Source organism: Streptomyces sp. NPDC059994 (assembly GCF_042737755.1).
Taxonomy (GTDB): domain Bacteria; phylum Actinomycetota; class Actinomycetes; order Streptomycetales; family Streptomycetaceae; genus Streptomyces.
The window spans coordinates 1-16,432 of record NZ_JBHWUR010000146.1; the positions used below are offsets into that span (position 1 = coordinate 1).

The following is a 16,432-nucleotide window of genomic DNA, read 5'->3' on the forward strand; positions in this document are numbered from 1 at the left end:
GGCGCGGGCCGGGGGGCGCCCCCCGGGGGGGGGGGGCGGGGCCCCCCCCCCCCGCAACAGGGGGCCGGGGGCCCAGCCCCCGGGAAACGGGCCTCAACCACCCACCCACCCCCGGAGGGTTCAGGTAACGGGCGGGGTGGGGGAGGGCAGCGTCAGGGTCCACGTCCCCACCGTCCACGTCCGGCTCCGCACCGGCCCCGCCACCACCTCCCCCGCCCGGTACCGAAAACCGTCCCCCGACACGGAAACCGTCACGGCCCGCGCCCGCGCCCGCACCACCAACGCCCCCGCGTGCGGCTGGACCACCACATGGGCGACCCCGTCCCCGGACGCGAGCGACACGCCCGCGACCGGGCGGTCCAGGTCGGACAGGAGCACCCCGTCCGCCTCCACCCGCAACCGGTGCGCGACGGCCGCCGCGACGGGCGTGGGCACGGGCGCCCGCACCAGGGTGCGTACGAGCGAGCGGCACGTACCCCAGACGGTAGGGGCGGAAGTCCGCGCCGACGAGGGAGCCGCCGGGATGCAGAGGCCGCCGAGGACGACGTCCCCGCTGTCGTCGACCAGCAGGTCGAGCCGGCGCGGGGCCCCGTCGAGGACGGCTCGCGCCGCCGCCACCGCGCCCATCGGCACCCCCAGTGACCTGGCAAGTTCCACGAGGGGGGCCGTGCCCACGGGCACCAGCGCCAGGGCCGGGCCCAGGACATCACATTCCCGCTGCAACAACGTCACAGTACGTAGCAGCGCCCGGTCGTCACCCACCACCACCAGCCGCCGCCCACCCCGCCGGGCGAGGGCCCGTGAGAACTCCTCCACCCCCTCCGGCCAGCATATTTTCGCCTGCGCACCCGCGCACAGCACATCTTTCGCGATCCGTACGGACTCGCCGTCGATACGGCGGGCGACCGGGTCGATGACCACCAGTAGCTGGTCGGCAGCCGACACTTCGGTCCTTCCTCGGGTAGCATCTTTGTGCAAGAGCCCCTTGCGCTATTGCGCCAGGGGCTTCGTCTATTCCGGGGCACACCGGTCTGGCGGCTTCGGCCCACTGACCTTGGACATGCCCCGCCCGGAAGGGGTGTACGCCTGTGCCCGCACTTGTGCTGCTCGGTGCTCAGTGGGGTGACGAAGGCAAGGGAAAGGCCACCGACCTGCTCGGTGGATCCGTTGACTATGTAGTGCGCTACCAGGGCGGCAACAACGCCGGCCACACGGTCGTCGTCGGCGACCAGAAGTACGCGCTGCATCTTCTCCCTTCCGGGATCCTCTCGCCGGGGTGTACCCCGGTCATCGGCAACGGAGTCGTCGTCGACCCGGCGGTCCTGCTCTCCGAGCTGAGCGGGCTGAACGAGCGCGGCGTCGACACGTCCAAGCTGCTCATCAGCGGTAACGCTCACCTGATCACGCCGTACAACGTCACGCTCGACAAGGTGACGGAACGGTTCCTCGGCTCCCGCAAGATCGGCACCACCGGTCGCGGCATCGGCCCGACCTACGCGGACAAGATCAACCGCGTCGGCATCCGTGTCCAGGACCTGTACGACGAGTCGATCCTTGAGCAGAAGGTCGAGGCGGCGCTGGAGTCGAAGAACCAGCTGCTGGCCAAGGTCTTCAACCGCCGCGCGATCGAGGCGGAGAAGATCGTCGAGGAGATGCTCCAGTACGCGGAGCAGATCCGGCCGTTCGTCGCGGACACCACGCTGATCCTCAACGACGCGATCGACGAGGGCAAGGTCGTCCTCTTCGAGGGCGGCCAGGGCACGCTCCTCGACGTCGACCACGGCACGTACCCCTTCGTGACCTCGTCGAACCCGACCGCGGGCGGCGCCTGCACGGGCGCGGGCGTGGGCCCCACGAAGATCAGCCGCGTCATCGGCATCCTCAAGGCGTACACGACGCGCGTCGGCGCGGGCCCGTTCCCGACCGAGCTGTTCGACAAGGACGGCGAGGACCTGCGCCGCATCGGCGGCGAGCGCGGTGTCACCACCGGTCGCGACCGCCGCTGCGGCTGGTTCGACGCGGTGATCGCCCGTTACGCGACCCGGGTCAACGGCCTGACGGACTTCTTCCTCACCAAGCTCGACGTCCTGACCGGCTGGGAGCAGATCCCGGTCTGCGTGGCGTACGAGATCGACGGCAAGCGCGTCGAGGAGCTCCCGTACTCCCAGACCGACTTCCACCACGCGAAGCCGATCTACGAGATGCTGCCGGGCTGGTCCGAGGACATCACCAAGGCCCAGACCTTCTCCGACCTGCCGAAGAACGCGCAGGCGTATGTGAAGGCGCTGGAGGAGATGTCGGGCGCGCCGATCTCCGCGATCGGTGTCGGCCCCGGCCGGACCGAGACGATCGAGATCAACTCGTTCCTGTAGGCGCGAGGTTCGGTTGTGATGGCGGGGCCGTCGGGACGCACTCCCGGCGGCCCCGCCGTCATGTGGTCGTCAGGTGACGGACCGGACGACGAACCAGACGGCGACGAGGGCGACGAGGGCGAGGACGAGGGCGACGAGCAGAGCACGGCTCCGGCGCCGGCGCCTGCGCGGGCCCCACGCAGGCCCCTGGGGGCGGCTGGCGGCCCAGCGCGGCGCGGGCGGCATGCTGGCGGGCGCCGGGGGCGGCGGATCGGGTCGGTGGCCGTCCTCGGGGACGGGCGGCAGGTACTGCCGCCGGTGACCGCGAGGCAGACCCGCCTCCCGCAACACCTCCGCGTGCCGGGCGACTTGAGCCAGCACCTCGCGCGGTAACCAGGAGTGCCCCGGGCTCCCGTTCGTCGCCAGGTGCCCGGCGAGCTGCTCCGGCGTCGGCCGCCGCACCGGGTCCTTGTGCAGGCACGCCCGTACGACGGGCAGCAGCGGCGCCGGAACGCCCACCAGGTCCGGCTCCTCGTGGGTGACGCGGAACATCAGTGCCCCGAGGCCGCCGTCGGGCAGGCCGAAGGCCATCCGCCCGGTGGCCGCGTACGCAAGGATCGCGCCCAGGCAGAACACGTCCCCGGCCGGGGTGACCGGCTCGCCGAGGATCTGCTCGGGCGACATGAAGCCCGGGGACCCGACGATCACCCCGGAGTCCGCCGGCGCGCCCGGCGCGCCCCTGAGCCCGAAGCCGATGACGCGCGGCCCGTCCACGGCGAGCAGGACGTGGGACGGCTTCAGATCACGGTGGACCAGCCCCGCGCTGTGGATGTCAGCCAGCGCCAGCGCCAGCCGGTCGGCGAGCACGAGCAGCGACGGCTCCGGCAGCGGCCCGAAGTCCCGGTCCACGACGCCCCGGAGGCTCGGGCCGGGCACGTACGCCGTCGCGACCCACGGGATCTCGGCCGTCGCGTCCGCGTCGAGGACGCGGGCGGTCCACTCGCTGTCCACCTGCCGCGCGGCCGTCACCTCCTGGGCGAACCGCGCGCGGAACCCGTTCCCGTGCGCGTACTCCTCCCGTACGACCTTGACCGCAGCCGCACGCCCGCCCGGCGACCGGGCCAGATAGACCCGCCCCGTTCCCCCGGCCCCGAGTCTGCCGAGCAGCCGGAACGGGCCGATGTGTGAGGGATCCCCCGCAACCAGGTCACCCATGACGGGACGCATGACGGGATCGTGGCACAGCGGGGGTGGGTGCGGCAGGTGATCGGCGGGGTCGGCGGCCGGGCGCTTCGCGGGCCGCAGGCCGTATCGCGGGGGCCAAGTGATCGTTCGCCAGGCGTGATCACCCGCCAGCTGCTCCTCTGCCTCGGCGTGACCGTGGCACTGAACCCGCTCGGCGCGCAGCTGTACGCGGGCGCCGGGCAGTGCCCGGTGGGCCCCGTCCCGCCGAGGGCCGCCGCGCCCGCGCCCGCCGCCCCTCACATGGTGCGGCCGGGGGCCCGCCGCGAGCGCCCCGGCGCCGGGGCAGTCGCGCCCCCGGCCGACATCGGCGTACCGACGTCCCGCCCGCGCCCGCCGGAACCGGTGCGGCCGCCGGTGGTGCCGACCGTGGTGCCGCCGGTGGTGCCGACCGTGGTGCCGACGGTGCCAGTGCCGCAGCCCGCCGCGAAGGCCCGCGCACACCCGGCCGCCGCCCACCGGCTCGTCCACCCGTACCGCTCCACCGCGCTGGCGCGCCCCGCCCCGGCCGGGTTCTCCACGGTGACGATGATGCTCGTCGTCACCACGCCCGCCGTCCTGGCCGCCGCGATCCTCCGCCCCCGATCCCGTTCCGGAGCCCGCCCGTGTCGCAATGGCTAGTCCTCGTCGCCGCGATGGCGCTCGTCAGCGCCGTCGTCCTCACCGTCACCGTCCTGCGCCACCGCCGCGTGGCCGACGCCGAGGACCCCAGTGAGACGCCCGACGTCATCGAGTACATGGTGATGATGGTCGGCGTCGTGTACGCCATCGTGCTCGGCCTCGCGATCGCGGGCGTGTGGGAGGCGCGAGGCGCGGCCGAGGACTCCGTGCGGCGCGAGGCCCAGGCGCTGTACGAGGTCGGGCAGCGGGTGGACGTCTACCCGCCCGCCGTGCGCGACCGCATCCGGGGCGAGATCGGCGCGTACGCCGCCCACACCGTGTCGGCCGAATGGCCCCTGCTGGTCCAGGGCCGGGAGCCGTCGCCGGACGGGGCCGCACTCCTCGCGGCCGTACGCACCGACGTCACCCACCGCGCGCCCGCCAACGACCTCCAGGCACAGGCCTATCAGCCGCTGCTCGATCAGATCGCCACCGCCGACGACGCCCGGCACACGCGGATCGACGGCGCCGGGTCCACGCTGCCGGGGGTCGTCTGGTTCGGCCTCGTCGCCGGGGCCGTGGTGACCATCGGGCTGATCTTCACGCTCCAGATCCGCCGCTCGGCAAGGGAGTTGCTGCTCGCCGGGATCTTCAGCGGGCTGATCGTCTTCCTGCTGTTCCTGGTCTGGAGCTTCGACGCGCCGTTCGGCAGGTCGGGTACGGAGTCGGCGGACCCGTTCCGCGAACTCGCCCCGACCACGACCGCCGCTCAGGCGGCCCAGCCGACGAACTGAGCCCAGGCGTCCGGGGCGACCTCGAAGGTGGGGCCGCCCTCGGACAGCTTGGAGTCACGGACGTGGACGGCGTGGGGGCAGGTGGCTACCTCTACGCATGAGCCGCCGCTGGAGTCGCTGTACGAGGACTTGCGCCAGTCGAAGGCCACTTCGACGCAGTCGCCACCACTGTCGCTGCTGTAGCTGGACTTGAACCACCGCAGGGTGTTGCTCATCTGTGCTCTCCTGCCAACCGCTCGATGAGGCCCAGCGATTCACGAGGACCCAGGGCCTGTGCCCGGATCTTCGCATAGCGCTGGGCGTACGTACTCACCTTGGCAGGATCGGAGATCAACAGGCTCTGGTACTGAATCTCCAGGTAGACCAGGTGGTCGTGTTGCGGCGTTTCCACGAGTTCCATGGGGCCGTTGTCGCCCGGATGTTCCCCACACAGCCCGGTGTCCAACGGGAGTACCTGGAGCGTCACATTGCGCCTGCGGGCGCACTGAGCCAGGTACTGCATCTGCTCGCGAATGATCTCGGGACTGCCGATCACACGCTGCAAGACCGACTCCTCCAGTACCACCTCGATCAGCGCGACCGGCTCCCGCTCGAACAGCACCTTCCGCGCCAACCTCGCCTCGACCAGCTCCTCCACCCTCGCCTCCGGCAGGGGCGGGTACCCACCCCCGATGAGCGCCCGCGCGTACGCCTCGGTCTGGAACAACCCGTGGATGACCAGGGTCGCGTACAGCCTCAGCACCACCGCCTCCTGCTCCAGCAGCGAGTAGTTCTGGAACTGCACCGGATACTTCTCCAGGCGCATGTACTTCCGCGCGCCCTCGAAGATCCCCATGCCCTCCCCGAGCACCTCCTCCAGTTTCACCAGCATCTCGTCGCTCGCGGGCTGGGCGAGGGTTTCCATGGCGCTCACCGCCGCGCCGGAGAATCCCAATTCATGGCCCAGTTGTTCCTGCGTCCACCCCCTCCTCAGGCGCAGCGTACGCGCCAGTTCCGCGACCATCCGGGCCACCGGACCTGCCGTTTCCTTGTTCTCCGCTCGTGCCATTTTCGACCACCGATTTCGACTCAACCGGACTCAACCGGTCTCAACTCAGCCCCGCCGAATTCGACTGCATACAAGGGGAGTTCGGGCAGGTCAACGCATGCGCGACGCCCTCGGTGCGGTCATGGAAAACGCTAGCGGGGCGGGGCGAAGCTGTCCTCGTGGATACACGAAACCGTCTGGTAAACCTCGATTCCGTCCCGGACTGGATTCCGGTTTCCGGGTTCCACCTCAGAAAAGCGGGAGTGCAATTCGATGCCGTACGGGTGGACGGGGACGCCGGTCGGCGGATCGCGGACGCGCTGGAGCAGATGACGGGCGGCGACCCCGGCCCGATCGTCGCGGAGGCGAACGGAAGGCGCGGGGTGTACTTCCTGGTGGCCCCCCGCACCACGTCCCACCGCGCCTGGCCGCCGGGCGCGACCCGCTTCAACGCGGCGGCGGGGAGGACCAGTTACGTACCCGTACCGGCGCTGCGGGGCACGACCTGGCCCCTGTCGTGGCGCTGCCCGCCGACGGCGCCGGACCGCTTCGTCCACACCCTTCTGCTCTGCGCGGTCGCGCAGCGGGTGCTGGCCCCGGCGCCCGGAGAATGAGCACGGCGCCGCCCCCGGGCGGGGGGCGGCGCCGTGTCGTTCACGCTGCGCGGGTCAGCAGCCGGGAGAGTTCCAGTTGCTGCCGCTCACTTGGCCGTCGGAGTAGTCGTGGTTCTGGGTGTCGCCGGTCATGTGGCAGCCCCGGGCGGTGTTGGTGATGTCCGCGCGGGCGTGGAACCACTTGTTGTCCGTCCAGGCGTTCCAGTGGCCGATCCAGACGTGAGGCGAGTCCACGACCGCGCCGTAGTTCTGGGCGGGGACGTTCGTCACGAACGTGATGTGGTAGCTGCCGTCCGGGTCGTAGACGGCCACGCCGATGTTGGCGTTGAACGGCTGCTGGTAGGGCGCGTAGCGCGCGAACGCGGCGTAGCAGCCCTGGTCGTAGAAGTGCTGAATGGTGCCGATGCGGGTGGTGGGGACGCGGTTGTCATAGAGGCGCTCCTGGTCGATCAGAAGCAGGTTGCTCGATCGGCAACCGGTCTCGGCGTCGGCGCCCGCAGCGTGCGCGCCCGTCGTGCTCACCGCCGTCAGCGACAGCGCGGCCAGCGCGAGTCCGGTGGCGCGCTTGGCCCTCGAACCGGCCCGCGATCCACGTACGTTCATGGGTTCTCCCCCTCGAATACGGCGATGTTGCCGCTGCTCAGGGGGACAGCCTGGCCGTTCGCCGCGCTGACGAACCCATTTCTCCCGTCCAAGGTTGTCCAAGGTCGTCCGAGCCCGTCCAGGGGTCATCGGAGGCGGGGGTCTACTGCGCCTCCGACAGCCTGTCGTAGACCACTTGCTCGCCGTTGTCGTCGTTCTGGCGGCGCAGGCGGCCGTCCGGCAGGACCGTGAGGGTGGTGGCCGCGCCCGGGGAGCAGGAGGTGGTCGGGCCGGACTCGACCGTGGAGGGGCCGAGTTTGAGCGGGGCGTCGGGGCTGGACGGGGTCGCGGTGAGGGGCGCGCGGAACACGCAGTGGTAGGTGCCGCCGCCGTCCAGCGGCCCGTCCGCCGTGAGGGTCATGACCTGGTCGCCGACCTTGCCGGGCCGCAGGACGAGGTGACGGGTGCTGGACGCGCCCGCGTTGTCGATCGAGCCCGACCAGGTGCCGAGGTACTTCGGCGGGATGTCGCCGGGGGCGCTCGCGCTCGGGGAGGGGGAGCCGGACGGGGTTTCGCTGCTGCCCGAACTCGGCCTGGGCGGCGGCGACTTGGAGGACGACGGACTCGCCGCCGCCGTGTCCTTCTTCTTCTCCAGAGGGTCGTTCATGTACGCGTACACCGCGCCGCCCGCGCCGACCGCCACCACCAGCGCCACCGCGATCAGCGCGATCGTCGACTTGGCGCTGCGGCGCGGCGGCTCCTGCCCGGTGGGCGGGGGCGGGCCGTATCCGTAGGGGGGATTCGGGTGCGGGTAGCCGTATCCGGGGTGCTGGTACGGGGGCTGGTACGGCGACTGGTACGGCGACTGGTGCTGGGGCGGGTAACTGTGGGCGGGGGCGGGGCCGCCGTTGATCCAGGGCGCGGGAGGAGGGGGCGCGGGTGTGGGCGTGGGTGTGGGTGTGGCGTACGGGGCGGCGTAGCCGGGGCGCGCCAGGCCGGTCGTCGCCGGGTCCGTCGGGCCCGTCCCGTTCGGGGAGATCACGGTCGGGGTCGGGTGGACGTCGGCGTTACCGGCCGCCCGAGGGCCCGGCGGGAGCGCGGGCATCGGCGGTGGGGCCGGGAGCGCGGGCCTCTGTGGCGGGACCGGGGTCTGGGCGGTGCCGCCCTCCGGGTTCTCCACGTCCAGCAACTGCACGGCGTGACGGCCGAGTTCGGCCACCAGGGGCCCCGGCAGCCACGGGCCCGTCGACGCGTCCTCGGGGCCCAGGCGCTCCAGGATCGCGGCGAGCGCGGGCCGGGACGCGGGGGTCTTGTGCAGACAGTCCCGTACGAGGTCGCGCAGCGACTCCGGCACCCCGTCGAGCTCCGGCGGCTCCTGCGCGATCCGGAACATCAGCGCGTGCACGCCGCTGTCGCTCCCGCCGAACGGGAGCTTCCCGCTCGACGCGTACGCGAGCACCGACCCGAGGCAGAACACATCGCACGCCGGCGTGATCCGGTCGCCGCGCACCTGCTCGGGCGCCATGAAGCCGGGCGAGCCCACCAGTGCGCCGGTACGGGTCAGGCCGCCGTCGACGACGGTCTCCAGGGCCCGGGCTATGCCGAAGTCGATGACGCGCGGCCCGTCGATGGTGACCAGGACATTGGACGGCTTCAGATCGCGGTGGATCAGCCCGGCCGTGTGGATGTCCTGGAGCGCGTGGGTCAGGCCGCGCGCGAGGATGCGTACGGAATGCTCGGGCAGCGGGCCGTGGTCGCCCGAGACGACGGCGTGGAGGCTGGGCCCGGCCACGTATCCCGTGGCGACCCAGGGCACGGCGGCCTCGGTGTCCGCGTCGAGCACGGGCGCGGTCCAGTGGCCGCCGACGCGGCGGGCGGCCTGCACCTCCTGGCGGAACCTGCCCCGGAACTCCTCGCGCTCGGCGAGCTCCTGCCGTACGAGTTTGACCGCGACCGTGCGGCCCCGGTCGGAGCGGGCCAGATAGACCTGGCCCATGCCGCCTGCGCCGAGCCTTGCGAGTATCCGATACGCGCCGATCCTCTGCGGATCCCCGGCCCCCAGTTTCTCCATGGCGCCCGCCGCCTCCCCCCGCTCGAACGAGCCCCTTCGAACGGGCCCATCGGGGTGAGGATAGTGCGCGCGGGGCGGGGATACCCCCGTCTGGCCCCTCCCCGCACATGTCACAGCGGGAACGGGCGGGGTGGGGGGACCCGACACCTTGCCGAGCCGCACGCCCCACGCCATACAACCTGGCCATCCCCACCCCCACCTGCCACTCCTTACCCTGGCCCCATGACCCCTCATGTCGAACCCGACCCCCGGGCCGGCGCGGCCGTGAAGGCCGCCGACCGTGCGCACGTGTTCCACTCCTGGTCCGCCCAGGGCCTGATCGACCCGCTCGCCGTCGCAGGCGCGGAGGGTTCGTACTTCTGGGACTACGACGGAAACCGCTACCTCGACTTCACCAGCGGCCTCGTCTTCACCAACATCGGCTACCAGCACCCGAAGGTCGTCGCGGCGATCCAGGAGCAGGCCGGGAAGCTCACCACCTTCGCGCCCGCCTTCGCCGTCGAGGCCCGCTCCGAGGCCGCACGCCTCATCGCCGAGCGGACCCCGGGCGACCTGGACAAGATCTTCTTCACCAACGGCGGCGCCGAGGCCGTCGAGAACGCCATCCGGCTGGCGCGCCTGCACACCGGCCGCCACAAGGTGCTGAGCGCGTTCCGCTCGTACCACGGGGCCACCGCCCAGGCGATCAACCTCACCGGGGACCCCCGCCGCTGGGCCTCCGACACCGGTTCCGCCGGTGTCGTCCGGTTCTGGGCGCCGTTCCTCTACCGGTCCGCCTTCTACTCGGCCACCGAGGCCGAGGAGTGCGCCCGCGCCCTCACCCACCTCGAAGACACCATCGCCTTCGAGGGGCCCGCCGGTATCGCCGCCATCATCCTGGAGACCGTCCCCGGCACCGCCGGGATCATGACCCCGCCCCCCGGCTACCTCGCGGGCGTACGCGAGATCTGTGACCGGTACGGGATCGTCCTCGTCCTGGACGAGGTCATGTCCGGGTTCGGGCGTACGGGCTCGTGGTTCGCCGCCGATCTGTACGGCGTCACCCCCGACCTCATGACCTTCGCCAAGGGCGTCAACTCCGGCTACGTCCCGCTCGGCGGCGTCGCCATCTCCGCCGAGATCGCCGCCACCTTCGACAAGCGGCCCTTCCCCGGCGGGCTCACCTACTCCGGGCACCCCCTCGCCTGCGCCGCCGCCGTCGCCACCATCAACGTCATGGAGGACGAGGGCATCGTCGGCCACGCCGCCCACATCGGCTCCACCGTCCTGGAGCCGGGGCTGCGCGAGCTCGCCGCCCGCCACCCCTCCATCGGCGAGGTGCGCGGGACCGGGGTCTTCTGGGCGCTTGAGCTCGTGAAGAGCCGGGAGACGCGGGAGCCGCTCGTTCCGTACAACGCCTCCGGCGCCGACGCCGCGCCCATGGCCGCGTTCGGTGCCGCCTGCAAGAAGAACGGCCTCTGGCCCTTCATCAACATGAACCGCACGCATGTCGTCCCGCCCTGCAACATCACCGAGGCCGAGGCCAAGGAGGGCCTCGCGGTGCTGGACGAGGCGCTGTCGGTGGCGGACGAGCACACGGTCTGAGCCGGTACGTGACCCCCACCCCGCCCGTTCCCGCTGTGACATGTGCGGCTCCGCCGCGTGGCCTCCGGGGGTGGGTGGGGGTGGAGGCTGCGTTTCCCGGGGGCTTCGCCCCCAGGCCCCCCGTCGCGGGGCCTGCGGCCCCTGCACCCCGCTTCGGGGCTCCGCCCCGGACCCCGCTCCTCAAACGCCGGAGGGGCTGAACGGGCAGGCCCCGCTCCTGGCACGCCGGAGGAGCTGGAGTTACCTAAGGGGCGCGGGGAACTGCGCGAGCAACCACAGATGACCCGCAGACAAACACCGGGCCCCAAAGGGGCGCGGGGAACTGCGCGACCAGCCCCCACCGAACCCGCAGACAAACCCCGGGCCAAGCAGGGGCGCGTGGGGGAGTCCGCCCGGGCCCTGGCCTATCGTGTGCGGGATACCGACGAGGGGAGGGGCGCCGTGCCCGCGAGTGGAGGCGTGACGCGCAGTACGCTGCGGCAGCAGATCGCCGACGCGCTGCGTGACGAAATACTGGCGGGGCGCCTGCAGCCCGGCCAGGAGTTCACCGTCAAGCAGATCGCCGAGCAGTACGGGGTGAGCGCCACCCCCGTCCGCGAGGCCCTCGTCGACCTCACCGCGCAGGGTCTGCTCGACTCCGACCAGCACCGCGGCTTCCGCGTCCATGAGTTCACCGTCGAGGACTACAAGGGCATGGTGGAAGCCCGGTCTCTCGTCGTCAACGGGATCTTCCGGAAGATCACCGAGCTCGGCGCCGCCCACGGCCCCGCCCTCGTCTCCGTGCGGCGCCGCGCCGAGGAGTGCGCCCGCGCCGCCCGCAGCGGCGATCTGAACATACTCATCGGCTACGACCTCCGGTTCTGGCGCGAGCTCGGCGCCCTCGCCGGGAACCCGTACATCTCGGACTTCCTGCACCGGCTGCGCATGCAGTGCTGGGTCTTCGCCGTCCCGTATCTGCGCGGCCGCTCCGACCTCTGCGACTGGCTGTGGAACGGCCACGGCGACCTCGTGGACGCGGTGGTCCAGGGTGACGGCGACGCCGCGTACGCCGTGATCAGCGCCTACAACGACCACTCGCTCACCTGGGCGGAGCGGCTGAAGCGGTGACGGACGGCGGCCCCCTCGATCTCTCGGTCGTCGTCCCCGCGTACAACGAGGAGCGGCGCCTGGGCCCGACCCTGGACGCGATCCGGGACCACCTGCACGCCGCGCCGCTCTCCTGGGAGCTGATCGTCGTCGACGACGGGTCCGAGGACGGGACGGCGGACGTGGCCCAGGACGCCGCTGCCGCCGACCCCCGCATCCGCCTCGTCGCCGCCGGCCGCAACCGCGGCAAGGGGCACGCCCTGCGGCTCGGCGTCGCCGCCTCCCGGGGCGTCCGGGTGCTGCTCACCGACGCCGACCTGGCCACCCCCGTCGCCGAGCTCGACCGGCTCGCCAAGGAGCTCGACGGCGCCCGGGCGGCCGCCGCGATCGGCTCCCGCGCCCACCCCGAGGCCGACATAGCGGTCCACCAGAGCCGGGTCCGCGAGGGGCTGGGGCGGATGGGCAACCGGCTCATACGCGCCGTCGCGGTGCCCGGCATCCACGACACCCAGTGCGGCTTCAAGCTCTTCGACGGCGACAAGGCGCGCGCGGCCTTCGCGGACGCCCGCCTGGACGGCTGGGGCATCGACGTGGAGATCCTCCAGTTCTTCCGCCGCCACGGCTGGCCCGTGGCCGAGGTCCCGGTCCGCTGGTCCCACCAGGAGGGCTCCAAGGTCGGCCCCGCCGACTACGGCCGGGTGCTGCTCGAACTCGTACGCCTCAAGGCCCGTTCCGCGAGCCGCGCGAACCTCGCCCTGTTCGCCCTCTTCCTGCTCTCCTCGGTCCTCCTCTACAAGGACCTCTGGAGCGACCTAGGCCGCGGCTACCTCGCGGACTCCGGTCAGGACCAGAACCAGTGGGAGTGGTTCTTCTCGGTCACCGCCGACAACGTCAGACATCTGCGCGACCCGCTCTTCACCACCCTCCAGGGCTTCCCGGACGGGGTGAACCTCATGGGCAACACCCCCATGCTGGGCCTGTCCGTGCCGCTCGCGCCCGTCACGCTCGCGCTGGGGCCGACCGTCACCTGGGCGCTGGTCCTCACGCTGGGCCTGACCGCGACGGCGTACGCCTGGTCCCGGCTCTTCGCGCGGTGGGTGACCGGCAACCCGTGGGCCGCCGGGCTCGGCGGCGCGCTCGCCGGGTTCGCGCCGCCGATGGTCTCGCACGCCAACGCGCATCCGAACTTCTGCGTCCTGTTCATGATCCCGGTGGTCGTCGACCGCGCGCTGCGGCTGTGCTCACCGGCCGCGGACGTCCGCCGCGACGGCGTGCTGCTCGGGCTGTTCACCGCGTACCAGATCTTCCTCGGCGAGGAGGTCCTGCTGCTCGCCTCGGTCGGCATGCTGCTCTTCGCGCTGTCGTACGCGCTGGCGCGGCGGGATGTCATCCGCGAGGCGGCCCGCCCGCTGGCGAAGGGCCTCGGGGTGGCCGCCCTGGTCTGTCTGCCCCTGGTGGCGTATCCCCTCACCTGGCAGTTCTTCGGCGACCAGAGCTACCACTCGGTGCTGCACGGCGACAGCGCGGGCAACAGCCCGCTCTCCTTCCTGAAGTTCTCCGGGCGGGCGCTGCTCGGCGACGAGGCGACGGCGGACAAGCTGGCGCTCAACCGGACCGAGCAGAACGCGTTCTACGGCTGGCCGCTGATCGCGCTGGCTTTCGCGATCACCGTACGGCTGTGGCGCCACGCCCTGGCCAAGGCGCTCGCGGGCACGGCGGTCGCGGCGGCGCTGCTCTCGCTCGGCCAGAGGATCAGCATCCCGTACACGGACGTCGAGCTGCCGGGCCCCTGGCGGGCGCTCGCCCACCGCCCGCTCTTCGAGTCGGTCATCGAGGGCCGGGTCGGCATGATCTGCGCACCGGCGCTCGGCGCGCTGGTCGCGCTGGCGGTCGGGCGTCTGGCGACGGCGGGCCGCGCGAACCGGCTGACCGGCCTCGCGGCGGTGGCCCTGGCCCTGCTGCCGATCGTCCCGACCCCGTTCACGGTGACCGAGCGGGCGCCGGTCCCGTCGTTCTTCGCGGACGGGCTGTGGCGTACGTACGTGAAGCCCGGCGAGTCCGTGGTGACGGTGCCGCTGCCCGACCCGGCGGCCGCCGACGCCCTGCACTGGCAGGTCCGCGCCGACCTCGGCTTCCCGCTCCCCGGCGGCTACTTCAACGGCCCCTGGGGCCCGGACCGCATCGGCATCTACGGCGCCTCCCCGCGCTGGACCTCCAACCTGCTGCGCGATGTGCGCTACGGCGGCGAGATCCCCGACATCGGCGACGCCTGGCGCGCCCAGGCGAGGGCGGACCTGGCGTACTGGAAGGCCGGGCTCGTCGTCCTGCCCCCGCAGGACAACGACCGGGCGCTGTACACGACGGTGGCGCGGCTGCTCGGCAGGGAGGGCCGCCAGGTGGACGGGGTATGGATCTGGGACGTAGGCCGCTGAGCCCCTTCCCGGGTCGGTCGTGATGCGTCTTCTGATACGCGTGTGACGCCTGAGTCGATGGCTTCGCGCCGCGTTGACGCGTGCCCCGCACGGGAGTTGACGGGCGAGCTTCGCGGAGCGTGCTCGGCGGACTACGCTGTCCCGACCATAGCGACCTCGTAAGGAGCCCCGTGGCCTGTGACTTGTGGCTGGTCCCCCTCGTCGACGTGCTGTGCCACAGCCCCGACAACCCGTTCGCCGAGGAGATCGCCTCGTACGACAAGGCGCTCGGTGAGGCAGGGCTGCCGCCCGTGCCCGTCTTCGCGTACATGCCCGGCCTGTCGGGCGATGTCGCCCCGGTCGCGGGCTTCGACTACGACGCGCTGCACTTCCTGCGCCGCGCCTACCTCCTCCAGCTCTGCCGTCTCGCCGTGACCCCGGTCGACGAGCTCGGCGGCGACTACGAACAGCTCCTGGAGATGTTCGAGGCGACGGCCCAGCAGTCCCATCTGGTCTGGCACTACGACCACGCGGGCGCGTACGTGCCCGTCGACTTCCGCACCCCGCTCGCCAACGAGGAACTGCTGGCCGGAGGCGGTCCGCTGGGCTCCACGCACGGGCTGCTGCGGGAGCTGGAGTTCGTGGCCCCGGCGATCGGAATAGACCCCGTCAACCCGCCGATGGCCCCCGCCCCGCCGGACCGTCCGACCTCGCTGGAGGAGCCGGCGGGCCCGATCCCGTACGACGAGAGCCCCTTCGCGCGGGAGCGGCACGTGTGGCTGGGGCTGCACGCGGCGGCGACGCGGTCGCTGGCGCAGGGCTCTATGATCATCTTCAGCTGAGGGACGCGGCGCCGCGCAGTCCCCGGTCCGTCTCCGGTCCCTCCCTGGTCCCTCCCCGGTCCGTCTCCGGTCCCTCCCTGGTCCCTCCCCGGTCCGTCTCCGGTCCGTCTCGTGCGGGGGATGTCGCCGGAGCACCACCGGCACCACCCCTGACCGTAAACTCCGCGCCATTTGGCGGGAGTAGGACCGGTTCATGTCCTCCATGCCACACACGACGAGCGCCCAGAGCGCCGCCGCCCCGGCCCGCTTCTCCGACGTCAAGGGGTGGTTCTGGCCCGCCGACCAACTGCTCTTCGACTGGTTCCTGGCGCGCCAGGAGCGCCAGGAACTCCGTGGTGACCTGCTGGAACTCGGCGCTTATCTGGGCAAGAGCGCGATCTTCCTGGGGTCGTACCTGCGGGAGGGCGAGACGTTCACGGTCTGCGACCTGTTCGACTCGCCCGCGCCGGACGACCCCAACAGCGAGGAGATGGACCGCTCGTACGCGACGCTCACGCGGCGGGCCTTCGAGGCGAACTACCTCTCCTTCCACGACGACCTCCCGGTGGTGGTCCAGGCCCCCACATCGGTGATCACGTCCCGCGTCTCCCCGTCGACCTGCCGCTTCATCCACGTGGACGCGTCACACCTGTACGAGCACGTGTACGGGGACATCGAGGCGGCGCGGGCGCTGGTCGCCCCCGACGCGATCGTGGCGTTCGACGACTTCCGGGCGGAGCACTGTCCGGGGGTGGCGGCGGCGGTGTGGGGCGCGGTGGCGACGACCGGGCTGCGGCCGATCTGCATCACGGGCACGAAGTTCTACGGCACGTGGTCGGACCCGGAGCCGGCCCGCACCGAGCTCCTCTCCTGGCTCTCGACCCGCCCCGACATGTGGCACGGGGTGGAGGAGGTGGCGGGGGCGCCGCTGATCCGGATCGCGGGCAAGAAGGCGGTGGCGCCGGAGGCGCCGAGGTCCCGGCACGAGGGTGCTGCGCCGGCCTCGGCCCCGCCCCGGGTGGCGGCCCCGGCGGCGCCCCCGAAGCCCCGGTCGCCCCTGGCCCGCCGCTTGGCGAGGACGCTGCTGCCACGCCGCTGAAACCCTCCGGGGCGGAGGCCCGTTTCCCGGAGGGTTCGCCCCCGAACCCCGTTGCGGGGCTTCGCCCCGGGCCCCGTGTTTGTCTCCGGGTTCGGTGGGGGCTGGTCGCGCAGTTCCCCGCGCCCCCAGGGGGTTGGGGGCGCGGGGAAC

The 16,432-nt window shown here is 72.3% G+C and carries 15 protein-coding genes; 9 read left to right on the forward strand and 6 right to left on the reverse strand.

Annotated features, from left to right (window positions below; translation table 11 throughout):
• Nucleotides 1-120: 120 nt before the first annotated feature.
• On the reverse strand, nt 121-945 hold the full coding sequence (locus ACFWA7_RS36910) for a diacylglycerol kinase family protein (RefSeq protein ID WP_385548921.1): 825 nt from the start codon (nt 943-945) through the stop codon (nt 121-123).
• A gap of 143 nt (nt 946-1,088) precedes the next feature.
• Between ACFWA7_RS36910 and ACFWA7_RS36915 the strand changes: the two genes are divergently transcribed.
• Nucleotides 1,089-2,372 carry an adenylosuccinate synthase gene (locus ACFWA7_RS36915; RefSeq protein WP_385548918.1) on the forward strand — a complete coding sequence of 428 codons (1,284 nt, stop codon included), beginning with the start codon at nt 1,089-1,091 and terminating at the stop codon, nt 2,370-2,372.
• Nucleotides 2,373-2,441: 69 nt separating this feature from the next.
• On the opposite strand, the gene ACFWA7_RS36920 is transcribed toward ACFWA7_RS36915, so the two are convergent.
• Nucleotides 2,442-3,578, reverse strand: a complete 1,137-nt coding sequence (locus ACFWA7_RS36920; RefSeq protein ID WP_385827468.1) for a serine/threonine-protein kinase — start codon at nt 3,576-3,578, stop codon at nt 2,442-2,444.
• Between the two features lie 114 nt (nt 3,579-3,692).
• Here ACFWA7_RS36920 and ACFWA7_RS36925 point away from each other — a divergent pair, with 114 nt between their 5' ends.
• Both ACFWA7_RS36925 and ACFWA7_RS36930 read left to right on the forward strand, forming a co-directional pair.
• Nucleotides 3,693-4,214, forward strand: a complete 522-nt coding sequence (locus ACFWA7_RS36925) for a hypothetical protein (protein WP_385827470.1) — start codon at nt 3,693-3,695, stop codon at nt 4,212-4,214.
• A complete protein-coding gene (locus ACFWA7_RS36930; protein ID WP_385827472.1) occupies nt 4,199-4,987 on the forward strand; it encodes a hypothetical protein in 789 nt (262 codons plus the stop codon). Before ACFWA7_RS36925 ends, ACFWA7_RS36930 begins: the two co-directional genes overlap by 16 nt.
• Here the strand turns inward: ACFWA7_RS36930 and ACFWA7_RS36935 are convergent.
• Entirely contained in the window at nt 4,963-5,202 is a 240-nt protein-coding gene (locus tag ACFWA7_RS36935) for a DUF397 domain-containing protein (protein ID WP_385827474.1), read from the reverse strand. The genes ACFWA7_RS36930 and ACFWA7_RS36935 overlap by 25 nt on opposite strands.
• Entirely contained in the window at nt 5,199-6,035 is an 837-nt protein-coding gene (locus ACFWA7_RS36940; RefSeq protein WP_385827476.1) for a Scr1 family TA system antitoxin-like transcriptional regulator, read from the reverse strand. Before ACFWA7_RS36940 ends, ACFWA7_RS36935 begins: the two co-directional genes overlap by 4 nt.
• 158 nt (nt 6,036-6,193) lie before the next feature.
• On the opposite strand from ACFWA7_RS36940, the gene ACFWA7_RS36945 reads away from it, so the two are divergent.
• Complete coding sequence (locus ACFWA7_RS36945; protein WP_385827478.1) at nt 6,194-6,628, forward strand: hypothetical protein; 435 nt, start codon at nt 6,194-6,196, stop codon at nt 6,626-6,628.
• Nucleotides 6,629-6,682: 54 nt separating this feature from the next.
• Here ACFWA7_RS36945 and ACFWA7_RS36950 read toward each other — a convergent pair whose 3' ends face one another.
• Together ACFWA7_RS36950 and ACFWA7_RS36955 are read right to left on the reverse strand one after the other, a co-directional pair.
• Nucleotides 6,683-7,231, reverse strand: a complete 549-nt coding sequence (locus ACFWA7_RS36950) for a hypothetical protein (RefSeq protein ID WP_385549121.1) — start codon at nt 7,229-7,231, stop codon at nt 6,683-6,685.
• Between the two features lie 142 nt (nt 7,232-7,373).
• Nucleotides 7,374-9,281, reverse strand: coding sequence for a serine/threonine-protein kinase (locus tag ACFWA7_RS36955; protein WP_385827479.1), 1,908 nt, complete (start codon nt 9,279-9,281; stop codon nt 7,374-7,376).
• A gap of 222 nt (nt 9,282-9,503) precedes the next feature.
• On the opposite strand from ACFWA7_RS36955, the gene ACFWA7_RS36960 reads away from it, so the two are divergent.
• The 5 genes from ACFWA7_RS36960 to ACFWA7_RS36980 all read left to right on the forward strand — a co-directional run bounded on the left by ACFWA7_RS36960 (nt 9,504) and on the right by ACFWA7_RS36980 (nt 16,282).
• Nucleotides 9,504-10,865 (forward strand): aspartate aminotransferase family protein, encoded by a 1,362-nt coding sequence (locus ACFWA7_RS36960; protein WP_385549115.1) that lies wholly within the window; start codon nt 9,504-9,506, stop codon nt 10,863-10,865.
• Between the two features lie 441 nt (nt 10,866-11,306).
• Nucleotides 11,307-11,972: a GntR family transcriptional regulator gene (locus tag ACFWA7_RS36965; protein ID WP_385549113.1), complete on the forward strand. Its 666-nt coding sequence runs from the start codon at nt 11,307-11,309 to the stop codon at nt 11,970-11,972.
• Nucleotides 11,969-14,383, forward strand: a complete 2,415-nt coding sequence (locus tag ACFWA7_RS36970) for a glycosyltransferase (RefSeq protein ID WP_385827481.1) — start codon at nt 11,969-11,971, stop codon at nt 14,381-14,383. The genes ACFWA7_RS36965 and ACFWA7_RS36970 overlap by 4 nt, the downstream gene beginning before the upstream one ends.
• A gap of 170 nt (nt 14,384-14,553) precedes the next feature.
• A complete protein-coding gene (locus ACFWA7_RS36975; protein ID WP_385827483.1) occupies nt 14,554-15,204 on the forward strand; it encodes a hypothetical protein in 651 nt (216 codons plus the stop codon).
• A gap of 193 nt (nt 15,205-15,397) precedes the next feature.
• On the forward strand, nt 15,398-16,282 hold the full coding sequence (locus tag ACFWA7_RS36980; protein WP_385549104.1) for a class I SAM-dependent methyltransferase: 885 nt from the start codon (nt 15,398-15,400) through the stop codon (nt 16,280-16,282).
• The last annotated feature ends 150 nt before the right edge of the window (nt 16,283-16,432 follow it).